Source organism: Streptomyces sp. NPDC057543 (assembly GCF_042801895.1).
Lineage (GTDB): Bacteria > Actinomycetota > Actinomycetes > Streptomycetales > Streptomycetaceae > Streptomyces.
The window spans coordinates 12,217-30,894 of record NZ_JBHVFF010000029.1; the positions used below are offsets into that span (position 1 = coordinate 12,217).

Genomic DNA, 18,678 nt, shown 5'->3' on the forward strand with positions numbered 1-18,678 from the left:
AGGGACCCGCTCGCCGGTGGCCGCCCGACTCGCGGTCACCACACCGGACGGCGCGCCTGCCGGGCTCCTTCCGGATCCGGTGTCCCGGATCCCCTGAGGACGAGCCGGGTGGGGAACACCCTGGTGGCGAACTCCGCGGCACGTCGGTGGGCCGTTGGTCGGTACGGCCGGGTGCGTTCAGCGGGCCCGTCTGAGGACCCTCGCCCCGCCCGCGGGCACCGTGACCCCGCCCTCGTGCACCGATCCGTCCAGCAGGTCGGTACCCCGGCCGGGAACGGTGGTCTCGGTGTCTCCGTGGTTGATGAGGAAGACGTAGTCATGACCCGCCGAGCGGCGCGTCACGGCCTCGACGGCGCTTCCGGCCTGAACCACTGTCACCCCGGACCGCTTCACGAGCTGCCCCACCAGACGCGCACGCGCGTCGGCGTCCAGCTCCACGCCCACGTACCAGGCTTCCCCCTCCCCCCGGTCCACGCGGGTGATCGCCGGTGTGCCCGCGAAGTCGCCGCTGTCGTACCAGCAGGCCGCTTCCGCGTCCGTGAGGTCGATCTCCTCGTGCCAGGTGGCGACCCGGGCCGGCCCCGTGACCCCGTCGATCTCGACGAAGTCCCCGTCCACCATCGGCGCGAACTCCTCCACGCGCACGCCCAGCAGCTCTCGGAACGCTCCGGGGTAGCCGCCGAGCCGCACCCGGTCGAGCGGATCGACGATGCCCGAGAAGTAGGTGACGAGCACGGTCACCCCCGCGTCCACGGCAGTGGTGAGCGCGGCCACGTCCTGGTCACGGACCAGGTAGAGCAGGGGCACGATGATCAGCCGGTAGTCCGACAGGTCCGCCGACGGCGGAACGATGTCGACGCTGACGCCCGCGTCCCGCAGACTCCGGTACCACCCGAGGGCGGCCTCCATGTACGACAGACCGTTGTGCGGATGCGACTCGCGGTCGGCGGCCCACCACGACTCCTCGGAGAAGAGCAGCGCGCAGTCCGCCGCCACCCGGCTGCCGAGCACCTCGGCACAGCGTGCCAACTCCGCGCCGAGCGCCTTCACTTCCCGGAACTTTCTACTGCCGGACCCGGCGTGCGGGAGCATCGCGGAATGGAACCGCTCGGCGCCCGCACGCGCGGCCCGCCACTGGAAGAAGCAGATGCCGTCGGATCCGCGGGCGAGGTGGGACAGCACGTCCCGGCGGAGCTGCCCCGGGCGCTTCGCGGGGTTGACCGGGCGCCAGCTCGTGGCACCGGTGGCCGTCTCCATCAGCAGCCACGGCTTCCCCCGGGACAGTCCGCGGGCCCGGTCGGCCGAGAAGGACAGCTCGGCCTGGGCGTCGGACGTCGGTCTCAGGTAGTGATCGGCGGCGATGAGATCCACATCGCCGGTCCACGAGCTGTAGTTCATGTTCTTCCCGGCGTCGAAGAGCACCAGGTTCGTGGTGACCGGCACATCCGGCGTGATCCGCCGCAGGACGGCGCTCTCGGCCCGCAGCTGCGCCCGCAGCTGGTCGGAGCTGAACCGGTCGAAGTCCAGCACCTGCGTCGGGTTCGAGTCGGTGAACGTAGCCCGTGGCGGCTGGATCTGTTCCCACGCCGAGTACGTCTGGCTCCACGCACTGGTCGTCCACGCGGCGTTCAGTTCGTCGAGCGAGTTCCCGTAGCGGTCTCTCAGCCAGCTCCGGAAGGCGACGGCGCTCGCTTCGCCGTAGCACCGGGAGTTGTGGCCGCCGAGTTCGTTGGAGACGTGCCACAACGCGAGCGCCGGGTGTTCGCCGTAGCGCTCCGCCATCTTCTCGACCAGCGCGAGCGAGTGTTCGCGATAGATCCGTGACGACGGCGACCAGGCCTGGCGTCCGCCTTGCGCCATCGTCCGCCCCTCCCGGTCGACCGGCAGTACCTCCGGATACCGCGTGGTGAGCCACGGCGGGGGCGACGCGGTGGCCGTGGCGAGATCGACGGCGACTTCGCCCGCGTGCAGCAGGTCGAGCAGGCGATCCAGCCAGCCGAAGTTCCATCGATCGGGCTCCGGCTGCAACGTCGACCAGGAGAAGACACCCACGGTGACCAGATTGACTCCGGCCTCGCGCATCAGCCGGACGTCCTCGGGCCATACGCTCTCGTCCCACTGTTCGGGGTTGTAGTCGCCGCCGAACGCCACGGGTTCCCCGCCGCACCGGGCAACGACGTTGGCGGGCCATCTGATCCATCCTGCCGTCACGAGCTTCTTCTCCTCACCGCCCGACGAACGAGCGCCCACGCGAAGGACCCCGACACGGCGTCGAGCAACAGCCGGGCGCGGCCGAGAAGCACCGCCCGAGAGTGCGCCGGAGTGCGGAACGGCCACAGACTAGCGGGCCGAGACAACGTTGTTTAGAGTGAAGTCGACGTCATCGGAACGTAGTTCGTCCGGACCCTCCGTGCGGTGGTCGTCAGCCGAAACCGCCCGTCGCAGCTGCCCACTGGATCCTTTCCACGGCAGGGTCCAGCCAGGCGCGAGGCCCGGAACACATCGAGGGAGTGGAACGTGGCGGAGTTCGATGGCAAGGTCGCCATCGTCACCGGTGGATTCAGCGGCATCGGAGGCGCGACGGCCCGGCTGCTGTCCGCGCGCGGGGCGGCGGTCGTGGCGGCCGGCATCCCACCGAAAGGCGCGTACGAGGAGCTGCCTCCCGGTGTCGAGCGCGTCGATGTCGACGTCACCGACGAGAGCGCCACCGCTCGACTCGTCACCCAGGTCGTGGCGGCGTACGGCGGCCTCGACATCCTCGTCGCCGCGGCCGGGATCCAGCGCTACGGCAGCGCGGCGGAGACCGGCGCCGACGAGTGGAACGAGGTGCTCGCGGTCAACGTGACCGGCGCCTTCCACGCCGTCAAACACACCCTGCCCCACCTGCGCACCCGAGGCGCGGGCTCGATCGTGATCGTCTCCTCCGTGCAGGCATTCGTCACGCAGACCGCCGTCGCCGCCTACACCACCAGCAAGGGGGCGCTCAACGCACTCGCCCGGTCGATCGCCATCGACGAGGCGAAGCACGGGATCAGGGCCAACACGGTCTGTCCCGCGTCGGTCGACACCCCGATGCTGCGCGCTTCCGCCCGCGCCTTCTCCGACGGCAGTGACCGGGGCACGCAGGAACTGGTCGAGTCCTGGGGACGGATGCATCCGCTCGGCCGGGTGGCGCGACCGGACGAGGTCGCCGAGGCGATCGCCTTCCTGGCCGGGGACCGGGCCAGCTTCATCACCGGCATCTCGCTGCCCGTCGACGGCGGGCTGCTCGCCAACGCGGCCGTGGTACTTCCCGGTTGAGGGCGGACGTCGTACTCGACCGCATGCGACAACGGAGGACTCCCGATGACGGCCAGGATTGCGATCCCCGGCAGAGCCAGAGTGGGCGAAGGACCGGTCTGGGACGCCGGGCTCCGGCGCCTGCACTGGGTGGACATCCCCGCCGGGCACATCCACAGCAGTGACCCGGCCACCGGCCGGACCACCACTCTTCGGCTGCCGACGCAGGTCGGCGCCGCGGTGCCGCGACGCGCCGGAGGCTTCGTGACGGCGACGGCCCAGGGATTCGCGAGCGTCGACACCGACGGTTCGATGACCACCCGGTGCGCACTCCTGCCCGACGGCGAGCGCATGAACGACGCGAAGTGCGACCGGCACGGGCGGTTCTGGGCCGGCAGCACGGCGATGGACTTCCGGCCGGGCGGCGGCGCCCTGCGCGTCCTGCTGCCGGACTGGACGAGCCGTGTGGTCCTCGAAGGGCTCGCTCTGCCCAACGGGCTCGACTGGAGCCCCGATGGCCGCGTCTTCTACCTCGCCGACTCGATCGCGGGCGAGATCTACGCCTTCGACACCACGGACGGAGACCCGTGGATCAGCCGTCGGCGTACACTCTTCCGGCTCCCCGCGCACACGGGCATGCCGGACGGGCTCACCGTCGACGCGGCCGGGTGTCTGTGGGTCGCGGTGTGGGGCGGCGCGCGCGTGGTACGGATCTCCCCCGACGGCGACCTGCTCGGCGAGATCCCGCTGCCCGTGCGCCAGCCGTCCTCCTGCGCGTTCGGCGGCCCCCGCCTCGACACGCTGTACGTCACCTCGGCCCGGGACGGCCTGGAACTCCCGGACGACGACCCGGCGGGGTCCGTGTTCGTCGTCGATGAGGTGGGCGGCGTCGTGGGCCTGCCTTCGGCCACATTCGCCGGATGAGCGGATCGGCCGGGGCGCGCAGGGCCGGGACGCGACGGGCCGAGCAGGACCGGGACCAGCAGGCCAGTGGCGGGCAGACAGGCCGGGCAGGCGTTCCCGGCCCGGGTTCCCCCTCCCCCACCCGGCCCCGGACAACGCTGTCCGACCTCGGAGGAACCGGCCCCGATCGGCCGGGCCCTCCGGTCGTCAGCCGAGCGGCATCGTGCAGAAGCGGGCGCCTACACGGAAGTTGCGAGGCTCGGCGGGATCGAGGTCCGTCGGGCCGAAAGTCCCGGAGCCGAGGATCGAAGCCAGGTGGTGTTCCGCGTCGTCCTCGGGGCGGTACCCGATGGCCTCCCCCTCCGCCAGGGACCACCACCGGCGGGTATTGCGGGAGATGCCCCACAGAATGCGGAACGCGGCGGGCTCGGCATGCAGGCATGCCTCGACGAGCCGGCCCGCGTCGCCCGGCGACAGCCAGGCGGCCAGGTCCTCGGGGGCGAGCGGGCGCGGCCGGAACGCGCCGATCCGCAGACAGGTGACGTCGACGCCGAACCGGGAGTGGTACAGGCTGCCCAGCGCCTCGATCGCGGCCTTGCTGACACCGTAGTAGGTGTCCGGGCGCGGCGGCACGACGGCGGGCAGGACGCCGTCGGCCGCGTCGTCCCGCGTGTGAAACCCCGCGGCGTGAATGCTCGACGCGAGCACCACGCGGGGAACGCCCTGTTTCCGTACGGCTTCGAGGATCCGCCTGGTGCCGTCGATGTTGATGTCGGCGATCCGCTCCCATGACGTCTCCCCGGCCAGTCCGCCCAGGTGGAGCACCGCGTCGACGTCCCGGCAGGCCGCGTCGATCGCGTCCTGGTCGGTGAAGGACGCCCGTACCGTCTCCACGTTCTCCTCCGGTCCGGCCTGCTCGATCTCCGCGACGTCCAGGAGGCGCAGGGTCCGGCCTGCGCGGGCCAGGCGCGGGCGCAGCTCGCGGCCGATGCGGCCCGCGGCCCCGGTGATCAGGATCCGCTGCCCGGTCACGGCGCCTCTCCGGCCGGGTGGGCGACGGCAGGCAGTTCCGGGGCCGGAACCTGGTGGCCGTAGGGGCGCGGGGTCGCGGACGCGGGAACGTAGGGAGGCTGGTTGTAGGTGTGCTGCCGGCGGAAGGCGAGATCCGTCGGTGGGAACCAGTGCCGCCAACTGCCTGGATCCGTGTCCACGGCCGCCGACTTCGGTCCGACGCCGTTGCCGTTCTCGGCCGCGACGGCGTACTCGTACACGGTCACGCCCGCCGGACGGGCCTGGCCCGGATCGTCGTGTCCGGGGATGACGCCGGGCGCGTGATCGATGTGCCGGAACCCGAACCCGGCGAAGATCTCGCGGTAGGCGACCTCGCCCTTGCGGCGCCGGTAGAGCCGATACCCGCCCGCGCCCAGCACCTCGCCCCAGGTGGCGGTGACCGTCCCGTGGTCGAGCCGGAGTCTCAGCCCGTCCGGCGGATCGGGCGCCCGGCGGGTCGGGTGGACGGGATAGTCGGCGCCCGGTGCGGCCTGTCGGTGACTGTTCCGGGCAATGACGCGGACGTGGCGCTTCTCGTCCTCGGCGAGGCCGGTCAGGTGCACGGGACTTCGTTCCGTCTCCGCGGCCGTCACCCAGGTGTGGCCGCCGTCGGCGCTGAGCTGGACGAGGTAGCGGTCCGCGGCGGCTGCCGCGGAGAAGTGCACGAGCGCGCCGTCGCCGACGGTCTCGGTGCGCAGGACCTGCGAGGGCGGCGGCTGCGGTTGTCCTCTCGTCAGTTCCCAGTGATGGCGGCCTCGGGGCAGGGCGACGGCGATCGTGTCCGGCGACATGGCGAGGGGGCGTACCTGCTCGCCGTCGATGTGGAAGCGGGCCGCGGCTTCGAGCCCGCCGGGGACGTGCAGGCTCACCGAACTGTCCGTCGGGGCGTGGTAGACGCCCTGGGCCTCGGTGGGGTCCCGGTAGCGCAGGGTGATGCCGAGATCGTCGTCCCCGGTGGTCAGGAGGAGTTCGGAGGTTCCCACGGCGCTTCCGTGGAAGAGGGTCAGTTGCCGCAGGCCGTCGTCGAAGAGCCTGATGGTCCCGGCCGTCCCCGAGAAGCGCAACCCCCGCTCGGCGAACTCGACGGTCTTGGGTTCATAGTGCACGGAAGCCTCGTGCCGGAACACGAAGTCCAGGCTGTGCGGGGTCCGGATCCGGGCTCCCCAGGGTGTCGAGTGCGCGGGGGCGATCTCCAGGTCGTCGCGGTGGCTCACGACGGCCAGCGTGTTGCCGTTCGCGCCGTCGTCCCTTCCTTCCAGGCGCACGCCCCAGGAGACGTCGGTCACGAAGGCACCGTCGAGGGCGCCGTCCGTACGCACGCCGCGGACCACGTGGATGAACGGCATCCGCTCGGCGAGGTGCGGGAAGCTGTTGGCGTCGTGACCGGTGGCCTCGGTCAGCACGGACCATGTCCACACCATGCGCTGGCCTGCGGCGAACGCGTCGTAGGTGACGAGGTAGTCGCTGCCGACGAGGATGACGCTACGGCTCAGGTAGAGGGCGCCCACCGGGCCGTCCGGGTCGGAGACGATCTCCGCGTACTGCGCGCCGTCCAGGTCGTGGAGGGGCCGGTCCAGGGTGTTCCGGCCGATCGAGCGGTACGCGCCGTCCTTCCAGACCGCGCAGGAGGTGGCGAAGGTGGCGTCGGGGGCCCGGCGGTCGCCGGCGTCTTCGGGGCCGTGGCCGCTGTAGGAGTGCCCTGCGGCGTAGTAGTAGATGTGCCCGCTGCCGTTGTCGTCGGCGATCCCCCAGCGGTAGTTGGGGCCGCGGTCCACCTGCTGAAGGAAGACCGCGACCTCGCCGGGCCGGTCGACGTCGGCACGCAGCGTGACGCCGTATCCGGTGTACTTGGAGCTCTTCAGCCGAGGATTGGTCCCCCGGTCACCGGCGGACCGCACCGTGACCCGCCACGGGTCCGGCGCGCCGGGCGGGCTGTCGAGCCGATGAGCGAACTCGTCGCTCCCCCAGAGCAGATGCTCCGCGACGAGTGGACGGTAGCGGCGCAGGGCCTCGCCGAGAAGCCGCATCTCGATGGGCGGGCGCCGGGGCCAGAAGGCGTGGGCTCCCTGCGCGGGGTGCAGGCGGCGGAGTTCGCCGCCGGGGCCTGTCTCGACCGGGGAGGTCAGGGCGTTCACCAGCCACTCGCCGACGGCAGCGAACTCCGGTGTGGCGAGGCGGTTGCGGCCGTCGGTCAGCCGGCCCAGGAAGTTGCCCTGGGTGACCGGGCGGAGGAAGGCCCAGACGTAGGTGGCGAGGCTCTCGGTCCAGCGGCCGGCCCGGGAACCGTGGGCCGGCAGCGCCGGTCTGGTGTGAAAGACGCCGGCCAGCTCGACGAACTTCTCGAACTGGTCGAGCCACTGAGGTGCTGCCTCGTGGTCGGGGAAGAGCCATGCGAGGCAGGCGAGCGCCGCCTTGCCGTCGGCAAGGAAGTTCGGGTGGCCCGCGATCATGCGGCGCAGCGGGCCGATCTCCTCGCCGGCCGAGACGTGGGCGGTCAGCAGCAGCAGCGCGTCGGCGCGTTCACGGTCCGCCGCTCCGAGCCGGTCGGCGAGGCGGTCGTAGCCGTCGAGCAGCCGGTCGTAGAGCGGGCGTTGACCGATGTTGAGGTAGCCGGGGTGTTCGTTCACCCCGTGGGCGATGAGACTCGGGCCCTCCGGTCCGGTGAACAGGGCTGCCGTCAGGTCGTCGGGGGAGCCGAGTTCGCCTTCGGAGCACAGCCGGGCGGGTCGCCTTCCCGAGTAGGTCAGGCTCCAGTCCTTGACGCGATCCAGGCTGAGCGTGCCCTGCCAGTGGTGGAGGTGGCGCACGTACGAGGACGGGTACTGCGTCCCCTTCTGGTCGCGCAGTACCTCGAGGTCGCGTTCGTGGTCGTAGAAGGCGATCGCGGTCCGGCGGGTCCCGGAGCGCAGGGGCCAGGTCCAGTGCAGCACGCCGTCGTGGCGGAAGCGGAGTTGGAGATGGTCCGCGGAGGCCCAGGACGCGTAGGTGCGGTCGTCCCACCGGGCGTGGTCGCGGAGGAACACTCCCATCGCATCGCCTCCGGTGGCGTCCCAGAACGTGGCGTGCGGGCGGATGTTCCATGCGTGGCTCGGGGCGTACGGGCCGACGGTGAAGGCGAAGTCGGTGTCCGGGCTCTCCCTGCCGCCGGGCCCGGAGAACGACGGGTCCTCGCCGCTGTCGCCGAGCACGATCGGCTCGTCGATCCCGAGCCAGTGGTACAGCTGCCGTGATTCCGGGTCGGCGTGGTCGTCGGAGGACTGCGAGAACGGCCAGGTCGACGAGAAGCGGTGGGTCGGCGTCACGCCGTCCCAGCTCAGCTCCCATGCCGTCGTCGCGGAGTCGAGCGCCGACATCTCCTCGGCCACATCGAGGAAGTCGCAGCCCTGGAGACAGCCGACGGTCACCGTGTAGGTGGCGTTGCCGGTGAAGTGGTAGCGGAGTTCGTGGGTGGCGAACAGCGGACCGGCTTCCACGAGCCGTACTTCCAGGCGTTCGAGGTGCGTGGTGCCGCAGCGCAGGGCGGACCTCCCCACCCAGCCGTGTCCTCGGTCCAGCTGGATGACGGGACCCGGTACGACGTCGGCGGCGAACCGGCCCGAGGAGGGCAGCCGGATCCGGAGCACTCCGCTGTCGACGACGGTGGACGGGCCGTCCTCGGTGATCCGGACCGGTCGCGGGACGCGGGCCGTCGGCAGCGATTCGTCGGCGCACAGGGTGAATTCGCGCGTCGCGCCGGACGGCAGGTCGGCGAAGAAGCTGACGACGGCGAACGCCAGGTGGCTGCCCGTCGATTTCACCCGGGAGAGCTGGAAGGGCACCGGCCGCCCCGTCCCGTCGACCAGCCGGAGCTGTTCGGCGCGGACCGACGGGGCGGCCCAGCGTACCGGGTGGTGCAGCAGGGTCCTGGGCCAGGCGAACTCCGGGTGGCACAGCGGATCGGCGAGCCGGAACCGCACCCGGTCGCCGCCCGGGGGCCAGGAGGTGACCGGGCCGGTCATGATCCGTCCCCCTCCTCGGCCGGGACGGCGGGCGCTCCGGTGACGCCCTGCGTGCCGAACGCCGCGCCGCCGGCGACGCCTTCGACGAGGTGGCGCTGGAGGAGCACGAACAGGAGCAGGATGGGTGTGGCCACGATGAACGTGCCGGCGGCGATGAGCGGCCAGTTCTGCGTGTACTCGCCGAAGAACGAGTACAGCCCGCGGGTGACCGGCCACAGTGCCGCGTCGGACAACATGACCAGCGGCAGAATGAGGTTGTTCCAGGCATGGACGAAACCGAAGATGGCGAAGGTGGCCAGGGCCGGCTTCATCTGCGGCATGATGATCGTGAAGATGAACCGGACGTAGCCGCAGCCGTCCAGCGCTGCGGCCTCGTCGATCTCGCGCGGGATGCCCTTGATGTAGCCGACGAAGAAGAAGAACCCCGCGCCGGACAGGCTGGTCAGGATCAGGTACCCGGCCATGCTGTTGTACAGGTGGAGCGAGCGCGCTTCGATGAACAGCGGGATGAGGCCGCCGGGCAGGAACCCGGAGAAGATGAAGAACGTGTACAAGAGATTGGAGCGCTTGAAGTAGCCGCGCGAGATGGGGAAGGCCAGGAAGACCCCGAGGATCAGTGTGACCGTGTCGGGGATGACCGCGTAGATCAGGCTATTGATCATCTGCCGTCCGAAATTGCCCTGGCTCCACGCCGTCGAGAAGCTCTCCGTGGTCCACGGATCCGGCATCCCGGTGGGGTTCTGGAGGAACCCGGTGTAGGTCTTGAACGCTTGCAGCAGCATGTACACCAGCGGCAGGGCGAACAGCACGGCGGCGATCGCGAAGCAGAGCAGGTTCACCCCGGCGGCCTTGGCCGCCTTCGTGGACAGCAGGGGTGCCTTCGGCTGCGGCGTACTGCTCCGTGCCGGGCTCTGATCGGTCCGGTCCAGGACGGCAGGAGAGGCCTTCACAGCGAGATCTCCCGTCGGCGCAGGGTGAACAGCAGTCCGCCGCCGATCACGACGGTCAGGAAGAACTGCAGCATGGCGAGCATCGAGCCGTAACCGAGTTGACTGTCGCCCCCGAACGCTGACTGGAACATGTACAGCCCGAGGGTCTTGGTGCCGAAGTTGCCGCCGGTGAGGACCATGATCAGCGCGTACTCGCCCAGCGTCCCCATCGCCGTGAGGAATACCGTCACCGTGGTGGCCGGGGCCAGCAGGGGCCAGGTCACGTGCCGGAACACCCGCAGGCGTCCGGCGCCGTCCATGGCCGCCGCCTCGTAGACCGCCGGTGGGATGTTCCGCAGCCCGGCGATGTAGATGAGCATCGTGTAGCCGGAGAACATCCACACGTTCACCAGGATCACCAGGGGCAGGGCCAGCGAGCTCGACCCGAGGAACGCAGAGGAGTTGCCGAAGATGCCGTGCATGACCTTCTCCACCGGGCCCGAGTAGGGGTCCAGCATGAGCGCGAAGATGGCGCCGACCACCGCGACCGAGAAGATCTGTGGCATGAAGATGATGGCGCGGTAGAGGGTGTAGGAGCGTCCGGGCCGGTTCAGCAGCAGGGCGAGGCCCAGACCGATCGCGGTCTGCAGTACGGTCACGCCGACCACATAGGTCAGCGTGACCCGCACCGCGTCCCCGACCACGGACGACAGCGACGTGAAGGCCGCCGAGTAGTTGCACAGACCGCAGACGTTCAGGGGCGTGCCCGGGAGCCCGGAGTACCGGGTGAACGAGTATCCGATGGTGGCGAGCGACGGGTAGAGCCCGAACAGCAGCCACCCGGCTCCCGGTATCGCGATGCTGGCCCAGGGGATGAACCGCCGCGTCCGTTGGTTTCCGAAGGGACAGCGTGCCACGCCGAGCCTCCTTTCCGAGAGTGCGTTACTTGCCGACCGACTTGCGGTAGGCCGACGCCGAGGCGGACAGGAGGCCGTCGATGCTGTCGCTGCCGATCGGCTTCATCTTGTACAGGTCGGGACCGCCCGCCTCGATGGGCGCCCCGGCCGGGATCCACGGGTTGGTGAGCTGCGGGAAGGCGTCACTCATGTGACCGTTCAGCCAGTCCATCCAGGGCAGGCCGGTGTTCTGCAGCGCCGGCTGGGTGGAGATGGAGCCGGTCTTCTCCAGCCACTTCTTGTAGTTGTCGGGCTCGGAGAACATCGCGAGCCACTGCATCGCCAGGTCCTTGTGCGGCGCGGTGGTCGGAACCACCCAGGTGAGATCCGGCTTGAACGCCACGCGGTTGGCCGCCGGGTCGTCGGTGCCCGGCAGGGCGAAGAACCCGAGGTCGAGCTTCGGGTTGGCCTGCTGGATGGTCAGCCCGTCCCAGGAGCCGTCGAGCAGGAACGGGTAGTCGTCGGCCTTCGTGGCCCAGACGCCGGGCGCGGTCTGCTGGGACACGCCCGAGGCATTGGGCTCGATGTACTGCATGACCTCCGTGTGCCGCTGCGAAATCTCCTTGTAGACCGGGTCGGTCCAGGACTGCGTGCCCTTCCAGAACGCGGTGGCCCGGTCCTCGGACACCTTGACGGACTCCGAGGGCTGATGCCCGTTCATGATCATCTGATTCGCGATGCCCTGCCACACGCCGCCGTGCATGCCGCTCTGCGCGGACACGAAGATCGGCGTCATCCCGGCCTTCTTGAGCTTGTCGCAGGCGTCCAGGAATTCCTGGTACGTCGTGGGAACGGACAGGCCGTGCTTCGCGAGCAGGTCCTTCTTGTACCAGATCGCACCCGCACCGACGTACTCGGCGGCCATGACGCCGTAGACGCCGCCCTTGTATCCGACCGCGGCGGCCTGGACCTCCGGGTCGTACTGCTTCATGAACGGCTGGTCCTTGAGGTCGGTCAGTTGACCGGACGTGATGAGTGCGGCCGCCCCTCCGGGCTTGAGATTGGTGTAGCCGGGGGCGTAGCCCTGCTGGGTCGGGGGGAACTGGGCCAGGACGTCGAGGGACTTGGACTGCAGCATGCTGTTCCACAGCTGTTGCCAGGCTCCGTTGGCGTTCGGGGCCGTCTGCAGTTTGACGGTGACTCCCGGGTGCGCCTTCTCGAACTTGGCGTTGAGCTCCTTGGTGAACTCGACCGCACCGGGATTGGTCCACTCCGCGACGGTCAGCGTGACGTTCTGCTTCGCGCCACCGCCGCTTCCGGAGGACGGGGTGGTGCAGGCGCCGAGGACCGTGGTCAGGCAGACGGTCGCGGCAAGGATCGTGATGGGTGTACGGGTTCTCATGGGCCGGGCTCCTTCGGGCGGTCGGTCAGGGGCGTTGGAGGGCACCGTCGGCGCGGCGCGGCGGCTTCCACGCACGACCGGGGGCGGGGAACTGGGGCGGGTGTTTCAGGGCAAGGCGTTCGTCGAGGTCGATGCCGAGTCCGGGTGCGGTGCTCGGCCACAGGTGGCCGTCGCGGATCTCGGGGCAGCCGGGGAACACCTCCTGCGCGGCGGCCCCGAACAGGTGCTGCTCCTGGATCCCGAAGTTCGGGCAGGCCAGGTCCAGGGCCAGGTTGGCGGCATGGCCGACCGGCGAGACGTCACCGGGGCCGTGCCACGCGGTCCGTACACCGAACAGTTCGCACGCGCCCGCGAGCCGCCAGGCCGGGGTGATGCCGCCGATGGCGGAGATGTGGACGCGGATGAAGTCACACAGCCGCTCCTGGACGACCGGCCGGTACTCGGCGGGGTTGGTGAAGAGTTCACCGATGGCGATGGGCGTCACGGACCGGCTGCGCAGGGTCCGGAGCCACTCGATGTCCTCCGGCGCGACCGGGTCCTCCAGATAGAACAGGTCGTACGGCTCCAGGTCCTTCGCGAGCCGTACGGCGTCGGTGGGGTGGACCCGCTCGTGGACGTCGTGGATCAACTCGACCTCGGCGCCCAGCTCCTGGCGCAGATGACCGAACAGCTCCCGGACGGTGCGCCGGTACGCCGCCGGGTCCCAGGCATTCGGGGTCAGGGGCGGGCGGGAGCCGGCCGGGGCCGCGGCGGCCGGTGCCCCATAGGTACCAGCACCGGGGACGGCGACCTGGCAGCGCACGTACCGGTAGCCCTGGGACATCAGGTCGCGTACTTCGTCGGCGACCTCCTCGGCGTCCCGCCCCTGGGCGTGCGCGTAGAGCGGCACCGCGGTACGGCACCGGCCGCCGAGAAGCTGCCACACCGGGAGGCCGGCCTGCTTCCCCTTGATGTCCCACAGCGCCATGTCCACCCCGGACAGCGCGTTGTTGAGCACCGGACCCGAGCGCCAGTAGCCGCTGACGTGCAGGGTCGACGCGATGTCGGTGATGTCGGCGGGGTCACGTCCGATCAGCTGCGGCGCCAGGTAGTCGTCGACCGCGGTGGCGACCGCGGCCGCCCGCTGGGTGAAGGTGGCACAGCCGAGTCCGTACAGTCCGGGTTCGCTGGTGTCGACCCGGACGACGACGAGCGTCGTACCGGCCGGTGCGGTGAGGATGGCCCGGACCGAGGTGATCCGGACGCCGGAGGGCTGCGCCCACGGCGGCTCGATGGGTTGGTCGGGGGTGTCGCTCACGGATGTGGCTCCTGGTTCTGGGCCGGCGCTCGCCGCACGTGCGAGCGCCGGTGGGACGGGTACCTCCGGACCTTGTCCGGTCCGGTACGTCGGTCGGGATCCCTGACTTTGTGTGCGGGGCGGGCCGGAGTCAGACGACGGGAGCCGCCCGGCCGTCGGACTCCCGCCGGGCGGGCGCCGCGGATGGCCGGGCGCCCGCGGATGGTCGAGCGCCGCTCAGCGCCCGATGCCCCACCGGGTGTCGACGCGACCGCCGGTGAACTGCGCGCCGGTGCCCCAGAACGGGGCGAAGTTGTAACAGCCCGATGTCGGGTGCGCCGCCTGTGTCGTCCAGTAGGTGGCGCCGTGACCGGTCGCTCCGGCGTCCTGAACCTGGACGGCGAACGTGGTCCGGGCGACGCTCCCGGGCGGCGTCGCTCTCACCTCGGCCGCCAGTTCCGGAAGTTGGCTCCAGGCGAGGGCGATCTCGTATCTGGTCTGCTTGTTCACGTCATCCCTGGAGACGAGGACCCGGCCCTCGGAGCCGTCGTCCTGCTGGGCGTCCATCGGGCCGAGCGGCGTCGGGAGCACCGCGTTGGTCGGGTAGAACGTCTGGTAGTTGGTTCCGGGCGCCAGTTGCCGGTGCAGTTCGCAACGGCCCCCGGTGGCCAGGGTGGCGACGTACAGGTGCGAGATCGACCGCAGGCACTTCTCGTAGTGCGGGTCACCGGCCAGCAGATCCTCGGTCTTGTCGGCCGTGGCGTCGAAGGCCAGTTGGACGCTGTCCGCCTGGAACGGAAACTTGTACGCGTCGGCCGTGAACGCCGGGTTCGACACTTGCAGGTCGTCCTCGACCAGGGCTCTGACGTACAGGAAGGTGTCGTCCCAGGCGGCCTGGAACGAGTACATCCTGCTGTCACCGGTCGCGGTCACGCTGGTCATCGTCACCGGGACGACATCGTTCCACTGGCTCGCGCTCCCGCCGACGGTGACGTGCCGGAACGGGAGGTAGGCGACCTGTACGGTCTGCGATCCGCGCTGGTGCGAGCCCGGCCGGTGGTCCAGGGTGACGTCGTAGCCGACGGTGTACCGGTTCTTCTCGCTGACGTCGAACTCCGTGATGGGGAAGGAGACGGTGCGGGACTCCCCGGGCCTGATCCCGTTGACCGGGACCGTCCGCCGCGCGACCCGCCAGCCCGGCGGCGGCGTGATCCTGAGCGAGGCGTCCAGCGCCTTCGGTGTGACGTTCTCCACCCGTACGTCGATGGTGCTCGTCGAGTCCAGCGGCTTCACGAAGGACAGGGGGCTGACGTGCAGCGGCGTGGTGTAGTCGAAGTGCGCGCCCTGGGTCAGGGCCTTGCGGAGCGCCGCCGGTGACAGGTCGCTGTCGAAGTAGACGGTCTCCCACGGCTTCAGCGTCAGTGTGACACGGGACGCGCTGCCGTCGGTGAGCCGCCGCCCGAGGTAGTCGTAGGCGCGGATGCCGCGCGCGTCGTTCAGGGTGAGGGTGCCCGTGTGACCGGCGCTCTGGTGCTCATCGGTGCCGTCGTAGAGCTGGTCGGCGTAGACGGCGGCCCTGCCCTTGCCGTCCGCGCCGCGGAAGAGGAAGCCCCAGGTGGACTTCGCGTCCAGGTACAACTCCCCCTGGAGTTCGGAGTCTTCGAGCAGGCTCGTCATCGTGGCGTAGGCGACCACCACGGGCCGCGGAGTCCTGGTCTTCGCGTCGTAGATGTTGAAGTCGTCGCCGGAGTAGCCCTTGTCGTAGGACAGCGAGAACCAGAAGATCCGGATGGCCGATTCCTCTTCGGCACCGGCGAGCATGTGCAGCAGATAGGTCGGGGCCAGCGTCCGGGCCACCCCGTAGGCGGCCTCCTCGGCCGGCAGGTCCGCGAAGTTGTAGCGGGTGGCGGTGCCCAGCTCGGTCTGCCACTGCCCGGCGCGCCCGTTCGTCCGCGACCAGAGCTTGTCCATCTTGATCTGCGTCTTGGTCATCGCGTACTGCGTCGCGTCGGGGTAGCCGTAGGCGTGGTTGACCGAACCGTCGATGTAGCCGGTGTCCTTGGAGCCCTGGGCGTAGACGATGTCTCGGTTGTAGGAGACCGAGCCGCCGCCGATCAGGTTCACGTCCGGGTACTCCGGTTTCACCCGTTCCCAGATCATCCGGCACATGTCGCGGTAGTCCTGCGCGTCGCCGGTCTTCCACGTCCAGCCGTGGACCCACGGCTCGTTCCACAGCTCCCAGTTGGGGACCAGGTCCTGCAACGGAGCGATCGCGTGGTAGACCATCTCGACGTGCGCGGCCATGTCCTTGGGCCGGTTCTGGTAGAGCTTGAGCGGCTCGCCGTCCGGGCCCGGCTGGACATTCCACGACATGTTGTAGTTGATGCCGCCGAGGGTCTCGATCCCGTGCTCGTGCCAGTCGGCTATCTCGGCCCGGGCGACATCGATCTGGGGCTGCTGCCAGAACACGCCCGCTTTCGGGGACACGGTGTCGGGCTGGACGGACGCAATGCCCCGGGTCCACTTCACACCCATGCGCTGCGCGATCCGCTTGGTGATCGCCGGGGTGGATTCCGGCCGGATTCCCATGCCGAACACCGACTGCGGACGACGTCCCGCGACCGTGGGCCGGATCACGCCGAGCCCGACGGTCTGCGCGAGCAACTGCGTCCCGGCCGAGTCCGTGACGGTCGCGGTGACCAGGTAGTAGTCGGGGCCGAGCGAGCCGAGCGGGATCGTGACGGTGCTCGGGGTGCCCGCCGCCGCCTCGAACGGCTCCGTTCCGCTTCCGGGAGTCTCGTTCCGGGCCGAGACGGACCAGGCGACCGTTCCGCTCAGCGCGGTGGGGCTGGTCACGGTGACCAGCAGGTCGGGAGTCGCCCGGGCCTCGCCGTCGACCTGGTAGAGCCCGGTCGGGTCGGAGAAGGCGAGGGTGACCGCAGGCGCCGCCGCAGCGGCCTGCGCAGTTGCCGCTCCGGCGGCCTGGGCGCGCGGCGCTATGACGCCGGTGGCCGCGGCTCCGAGGACGGTCGCCGCCCCCAGACCCACGAGTTTGCGGCGGGACATCTCGCCGGGAGACGGCGATTCCGCGGTCGTACGAGGACGTCGATCTTGGCTGTTGGACACGAGCGGACCTCTCCAGACGTCAGCGCGGGCGAGCCGCGGGTGACACCGGCCTGAGCACACACAGGCCGGAGGGGGGAACGGGGATCGAGTGCAGGCCGGGGCCCAGGGTCCGGACGGACGAGCCGGCGGGCCGACCACAGGCGTCCGCCGCGTCCAGCCGGACCTCCACGGCACGGCCGTCGACGTCCAGGGCCACGTGCGTGGCGGCGGTGGAGTTGACGAGGGCGGTCTCGGTGAAGGCTTCGAGGCGCAGCGGGGCGACACGGTGTTCGGCGTAGTAGGTGATCACGGCTCGCTTCCCGGCGCTCGCGATCACCGTCTCGTAGAGCTGGTCGGGTCGTCCCGCGCGGATGTCACCGCGGGTGAGGACGTCTCGGTGGTCGCGCCAGAACCCGAGCCAGAAGGCCGTCATCGCGCGGTGCTCGGCGGACTGCCCGGCCAGTGGCACGGAGATCTGCGGGGTCGCGTACAGGGCCGAGTGGAGCTGCCTGGCCGCCGTCTCCGCGGTGGCCCCGGGGTCCCACATGAGCATGTCCGAGTGGACGGATCCGCCCGTGGCGGTGGCGGCGATGTCCAGCGTCCGCACCCGGTTGGCGGTCGCGTCGGCCGGGCAGTCCTCGGCGCGCAGGAGGTTGCCGAAGCCGAGCATGCCCGGACCGGTGTAGGGCTGCCGGAGTTCGACGAGCAGTTCGTCGCCGCGCACTTCGCGCAGCCCTTCGCGCAGGTCGGTCAGCAGCATCCGCATCGCCACGCCGACGTCGGCCCCGGCCCGGTCGCCCTCCTCCCGGGCGTAGACCATCGCGAAATCCAGGAAGTCGATCTTCAGTCCGTCCAGACCGTAACGGCGTACGAGATCCACACAGGCCTCGGTGACGAACCGCCGGACTTCCTCGTGGCGCGGGTCGAGGACACGGCACGAAAGACGCGGTACGGCATGTGGAGCGAACTTTCTCAACTTCTCGTGCGCCAGGGTGCGTTCGCCGAGCAGCAGCGGAGCGATCCAGGCCAGGTAGCGCAGTCCGAGGCCCTGAACGGTCTTGACGTGCGCGGCGAAGTCGGGGAATTTCGCCGGGTCGGGCGTCCAGTCGCCGCTGCCGGAGTAGCCGGGTCCTTGGGCTCGTCGCTGCCAGCCGTCGTCCAGCAGCAGCACCCCGCAACCGACCTCGGCCGCGCGCGCCGCCTCGGCCTCTACGCGCGCCCCGTCCATGTCCCGGTGCAGCGAGTACCAGGTCGAATAGGCCGGGGCGCGGGCCGCGTCAGGCGTGGGCAGTTCGTCGCCGTCGCACAGCAGGCGCGTCAGGGCCCGCGTCGTGTCGGCGAAGGACCGTCCCGGGGCCTGGACACGTACGCGGCAGCCTTCTCCCGCACGCAGGTCCATGGCCAGCCAGACCCCGAAGCGGGCCGTGGCCTCCGCCACGCCGAACCTGACCCTGGTCGTCGCCGTGACCCGGTCGGACGCGAACGCCAGCAGCGCCGCGCCTGCCGCGTCGTACAGGCAGCCCAGCGGCGCCGAGTCGACGAGGCCGACGCTGCGCCAGCCGCTCGCCCAGTCCGCGATCAGGTGCCGGTCCCAGCCGGCCGTCGGGTGCCAGTAGCCGACGGCGTCGCCGATCGGAACGGCCAGACGCAGCAACGTCGGCCCGGGCGGGCCGGCCTGAAGGTGAATCACTGCGCCGTCCTCGTCGTGCTCCACCTCGGGACGCGGGCCTTCGGTCAGCAGAGCAACCTCGATGCCGTGCACGTGGAGTGCGTCATGGTCGGCCCACAACTGCGCCAGATCCATGATGTCGGCCATCTCCGATTCCCTCCTTCGAGATCC

At 70.5% G+C, this 18,678-nt stretch carries 11 protein-coding genes; 2 read left to right on the plus strand and 9 right to left on the minus strand.

Annotated features, from left to right (window positions below):
- Positions 1-177 precede the first annotated feature (177 nt).
- A complete protein-coding gene (locus tag ACFU8Q_RS07935; RefSeq protein ID WP_384449384.1) occupies positions 178-2,250 on the minus strand; it encodes a beta-galactosidase in 2,073 nt (690 codons plus the stop codon).
- A 267-nt stretch (positions 2,251-2,517) separates the two neighbouring features.
- On the opposite strand from ACFU8Q_RS07935, the gene ACFU8Q_RS07940 reads away from it, so the two are divergent.
- Both ACFU8Q_RS07940 and ACFU8Q_RS07945 read left to right on the plus strand, forming a co-directional pair.
- Complete coding sequence (locus ACFU8Q_RS07940; protein WP_384449387.1) at positions 2,518-3,300, plus strand: SDR family oxidoreductase; 783 nt, start codon at positions 2,518-2,520, stop codon at positions 3,298-3,300.
- 45 nt (positions 3,301-3,345) lie between these two features.
- Positions 3,346-4,203: an SMP-30/gluconolactonase/LRE family protein gene (locus ACFU8Q_RS07945; RefSeq protein WP_384449389.1), complete on the plus strand. Its 858-nt coding sequence runs from the start codon at positions 3,346-3,348 to the stop codon at positions 4,201-4,203.
- Between the two features lie 186 nt (positions 4,204-4,389).
- Here the strand turns inward: ACFU8Q_RS07945 and ACFU8Q_RS07950 are convergent, their stop codons facing one another.
- From ACFU8Q_RS07950 to ACFU8Q_RS07985, 8 genes are all read right to left on the minus strand, one after another.
- Positions 4,390-5,214 carry an NAD-dependent epimerase/dehydratase family protein gene (locus ACFU8Q_RS07950; RefSeq protein WP_384449392.1) on the minus strand — a complete coding sequence of 275 codons (825 nt, stop codon included), beginning with the start codon at positions 5,212-5,214 and terminating at the stop codon, positions 4,390-4,392.
- Positions 5,211-9,230: a hypothetical protein gene (locus tag ACFU8Q_RS07955; protein ID WP_384449394.1), complete on the minus strand. Its 4,020-nt coding sequence runs from the start codon at positions 9,228-9,230 to the stop codon at positions 5,211-5,213. Before ACFU8Q_RS07955 ends, ACFU8Q_RS07950 begins: the two co-directional genes overlap by 4 nt.
- Entirely contained in the window at positions 9,227-10,180 is a 954-nt protein-coding gene (locus ACFU8Q_RS07960) for a carbohydrate ABC transporter permease (protein WP_384449398.1), read from the minus strand. The genes ACFU8Q_RS07955 and ACFU8Q_RS07960 overlap by 4 nt, the downstream gene beginning before the upstream one ends.
- A complete protein-coding gene (locus ACFU8Q_RS07965; RefSeq protein WP_384449401.1) occupies positions 10,177-11,076 on the minus strand; it encodes a carbohydrate ABC transporter permease in 900 nt (299 codons plus the stop codon). The genes ACFU8Q_RS07960 and ACFU8Q_RS07965 overlap by 4 nt, the downstream gene beginning before the upstream one ends.
- A 25-nt stretch (positions 11,077-11,101) precedes the next feature.
- Positions 11,102-12,457: an ABC transporter substrate-binding protein gene (locus tag ACFU8Q_RS07970; RefSeq protein ID WP_384449404.1), complete on the minus strand. Its 1,356-nt coding sequence runs from the start codon at positions 12,455-12,457 to the stop codon at positions 11,102-11,104.
- A 25-nt stretch (positions 12,458-12,482) separates the two neighbouring features.
- On the minus strand, positions 12,483-13,754 hold the full coding sequence (locus ACFU8Q_RS07975; protein ID WP_384449407.1) for an enolase C-terminal domain-like protein: 1,272 nt from the start codon (positions 13,752-13,754) through the stop codon (positions 12,483-12,485).
- A gap of 216 nt (positions 13,755-13,970) precedes the next feature.
- Entirely contained in the window at positions 13,971-16,799 is a 2,829-nt protein-coding gene (locus ACFU8Q_RS07980; protein WP_384449409.1) for a sugar-binding protein, read from the minus strand.
- 79 nt (positions 16,800-16,878) lie between these two features.
- Positions 16,879-18,654, minus strand: coding sequence for an alpha-galactosidase (locus ACFU8Q_RS07985; RefSeq protein ID WP_384449412.1), 1,776 nt, complete (start codon positions 18,652-18,654; stop codon positions 16,879-16,881).
- Positions 18,655-18,678 lie beyond the last annotated feature (24 nt).

Bases quoted from the DNA above. Each gene is read 5' to 3' on its own strand.
- ACFU8Q_RS07945 (WP_384449389.1), top strand. From the start codon at position 3,346: ATGACGGCCAGGATTGCGATCCCCGGCAGAGCCAGAGTGGGCGAAGGA.
- ACFU8Q_RS07955 (WP_384449394.1), bottom strand. From the start codon at position 9,230: ATGACCGGCCCGGTCACCTCCTGGCCCCCGGGCGGCGACCGGGTGCGG.
- ACFU8Q_RS07970 (WP_384449404.1), bottom strand. From the start codon at position 12,457: ATGAGAACCCGTACACCCATCACGATCCTTGCCGCGACCGTCTGCCTG.
- ACFU8Q_RS07980 (WP_384449409.1), bottom strand. From the start codon at position 16,799: ATGTCCCGCCGCAAACTCGTGGGTCTGGGGGCGGCGACCGTCCTCGGA.
- ACFU8Q_RS07985 (WP_384449412.1), bottom strand. From the start codon at position 18,654: ATGGCCGACATCATGGATCTGGCGCAGTTGTGGGCCGACCATGACGCA.